The 2747-nt window shown below is 44.9% G+C and carries 5 protein-coding genes, 1 tRNA gene and 1 pseudogene; all 7 read left to right on the top strand.

Going from position 1 to position 2747, the window contains the following annotated elements; genetic code table 11:
• Positions 1–160 precede the first annotated feature (160 nt).
• Positions 161–319, top strand: a complete 159-nt coding sequence (gene rpmG, locus ACI351_RS03205) for a 50S ribosomal protein L33 (RefSeq protein ID WP_439726981.1) — start codon at positions 161–163, stop codon at positions 317–319.
• Positions 320–329: 10 nt separating this feature from the next.
• Positions 330–404 (top strand) — tRNA-Trp (locus tag ACI351_RS03200).
• A 32-nt stretch (positions 405–436) separates the two neighbouring features.
• The gene (gene secE / locus ACI351_RS03195) at positions 437–625 is read left to right on the top strand and encodes a preprotein translocase subunit SecE (RefSeq protein WP_439733818.1); all 189 of its coding nucleotides are present in this window, start codon (positions 437–439) and stop codon (positions 623–625) included.
• Positions 625–1155, top strand: a complete 531-nt coding sequence (nusG, locus tag ACI351_RS03190) for a transcription termination/antitermination protein NusG (RefSeq protein WP_439733817.1) — start codon at positions 625–627, stop codon at positions 1153–1155. The genes secE and nusG overlap by 1 nt, the downstream gene beginning before the upstream one ends.
• Before the next feature lie 43 nt (positions 1156–1198).
• Complete coding sequence (gene rplK / locus ACI351_RS03185) at positions 1199–1633, top strand: 50S ribosomal protein L11 (protein ID WP_439726984.1); 435 nt, start codon at positions 1199–1201, stop codon at positions 1631–1633.
• 53 nt (positions 1634–1686) lie between these two features.
• Positions 1687–2361 (top strand): 50S ribosomal protein L1, encoded by a 675-nt coding sequence (gene rplA, locus ACI351_RS03180; RefSeq protein WP_439733816.1) that lies wholly within the window; start codon positions 1687–1689, stop codon positions 2359–2361.
• A gap of 176 nt (positions 2362–2537) precedes the next feature.
• Positions 2538–2747, top strand: a pseudogene (locus ACI351_RS03175) (transposase); the annotation flags it as partial.

Genomic DNA, 2747 nt, shown 5'->3' with positions numbered 1-2747 from the left:
CGAAGGCGGTCATACGGTAGGCGCCGGCGTCGTTACCAAAATTATTGAGTAGTAAAATTGTTTAGTTCATACTGTTGCGGGGGCGTGTAAGGCGCCCCCGCAGATATCGTGAACGGACGCAACTTAAGGGATTTTATCCCGTAACCCAAGGATACTTAAGATGGCAAGTGAAAGAATTACGATCGCACTGATTTGCACCGAATGCAAAAATAAGAACTACTACCAAGTGCGCGGCAAAAAGAAAGAATACAAATTGGAGCTCAATAAATTCTGCAAAAAATGCGGGAAGAGCACCACTCATAAAGAAGGCAAAGCCTAAGATTTTTTGTGGGAGCGTCGGTTAACTGGTAAACCACCGGTCTCCAAAACCGGGACTGAAGGTTCGAGTCCTTCCGCTCCTGCCAGGTTTTATACCAAGGAAAACGGATATATTTCTATGAATAAAGCAATCAATTTTCTTAAACAGTCTTATGGCGAATTAAGAAAATCCACCTGGCTTTCCAGACAGGAAGTGGTGCAATCCACTATTCTGGTAGCGATTGTTGTAGCGCTTGTGGCAGTATATGTGGGCGTTATTGATTTCGGCCTGACGGAAGTGTTGGGCGCGGTAATCGGGGGTCGTTAATGGAAGAGAAAGCTTGGTACGTCGTGCATACCCAGACGGGGCACGAGGATAAAGTAAGAGAAAAAATCCTGCTTAACATCGAAATTCAAGGTTTCGGTGATCGCGTTTTTCAAGTCTTGGTTCCCACCGAAGAAGTTGTTGAAGTCAAACAGAACAAGAAAATTTTGCGCAAACGGAAATTTTTCCCGGGTTACGTGCTGGTGGAAATGAATATGACCAGCGAAGCGTATTGGTTTATCAAAAGCATTACGGGTGTAACCGGTTTCTTGGGCGATCCCAATCCGGTTCCTTTACCGGAAGAAGAAATTGCCGGTATTGTGGAACTTACAGATAATACTTCCGGCAAACCCAAACACGTGGTGGAATTCGAACGCGGCGAAAGCGTCCGCATTACGGAAGGACCGTTTAAGCATTTTATCGGAGTGGTAGAAGACGTTAACGAACAGAAGAACAAACTCAAAGTAATGGTTACAGTGTTTGACCGTTCTACCCCCGTAGAAGTAGACTTCCTCCAAGTGGAGAAAAACTAGATTTTACCGCAGTAAGCAGTAAAAAATACGGAGTAACAACAAAATGGCAAAAGAGAAAAAAATTAAAGGTTACATCAAATTGCAGATTCCCGCCGGTGCGGCTAACCCCGCTCCGCCCGTAGGTCCGGCATTGGGCCAGCACGGTGTAAACATTATGGAATTCTGCAAACAGTTCAACGCCAAAACGGCTAAATTGGAAAAAGGTATTAAAATTCCGGTCGTCATTACGGTTTACGAGGACCGCTCTTTCTCCTTCATTACCAAAATGCCGCCTATGGCCGTGCTGATTATTAAGGAGTTGGGCCTTGCAAAAGGTTCCGGCGCTCCGCACAAAGATAAAGTCGGCAAGATCACCCAAGCCCAGTGCGAAAAAATCGCGGCGCAGAAACTGCCCGATTTAAACACGAAAGATATCAAACAGGCCGCCGAGATGGTAAAAGGCACCTGCCGCAGTATGGGTGTGGATGTAGTAAAATAAATTTAAACAAAGGGAGGGCGACAACGCCCGCTAGAACCTAAGGAGTATTTAAGATGGGAAAAAGAATGGAAGCAGCTCAAAAAGCGTACGATAAAGCCAAAGTTTACACGTTGGAAGAAGGCGTTCAAATCGTAAAAGATAATGCCAAAGCCAAATTCAACGAAACGATTGAAATCCACGTCAAACTGGGCATTGATACCAAGAAGTCTGATCAGCTGGTTCACACTACTGTTGTTTTGCCGCACGGTACGGGTAAGACGAAACGTATCGCTGTTATCGCTAAAGGCGAACACGCACAGGAAGCACAACAAGCCGGCGCAGACAGAGTAGGTGTTGAAGATATTGTAGAAGAAGTAGTTAAAGGTAAAATCGACTTTGACGTTTTGGTTGCCACGCCGGACACGATGAAAGATTTGGGCAAAGTTGCCAAGATCTTGGGGCCCCGCGGTTTAATGCCAACCTCAAAAAGCGGTACTGTTACGTTTGACTTAGCTAACACTATTAAGGAACTGAAAGCAGGCCGTATTAAATTTAAAGCCGATGCCTACGGTATCGTACACGCTATTATCGGTCAAGCATCTTTTGATGCCGCTAAATTGGTCGAAAATGCAAAAGCTGTTATGGACACCATTCTGCGCGTAAAACCCAGCACCTCTAAAGGTGTTTACGTCAGAAGCATTTCGCTTAGCTCCACGATGGGACCTGGCGTATTTGTTTCGCACAAATAGTTGTTCTCTTTTGCAAATGAACCCCGCTCAAACGAGCGGGGTTTTTTGTCTGCTGAAAACTACCGGCTAGGCCGGTGCTTCAGTAAAGGTTAACCGGTGAGTCAGCAAGAAAAACTCCTTTTGCTAGAATAGATTGCCTGTAGTAGCAGGCAATCAAGCAAAAGGAGGTCATTGATATGGACAATGACATAAATAAATTATCATATACGAGTTGGAACTGCAACTATCACATTGTGTGTGCGCCGAAATACAGACGGCAGGTATTTTATAAACAAAAGAGGGCGGAGATAGGGAAAATACTGCGTAAATTATGCGAGCGGTATTTATGGGATACTTGAAAGGGAAGAGCAGTCTGTTAATATACGAGCAGTGGAGGAATGTACAGT

This window comes from Candidatus Avelusimicrobium sp., assembly GCF_051874775.1.
Taxonomy (GTDB): Bacteria; Elusimicrobiota; Elusimicrobia; order Elusimicrobiales; family Elusimicrobiaceae; genus Avelusimicrobium.
The sequence above is the reverse complement of the archived record's forward strand: the minus strand, read 5'-3'. Positions and strand labels throughout refer to the sequence as shown.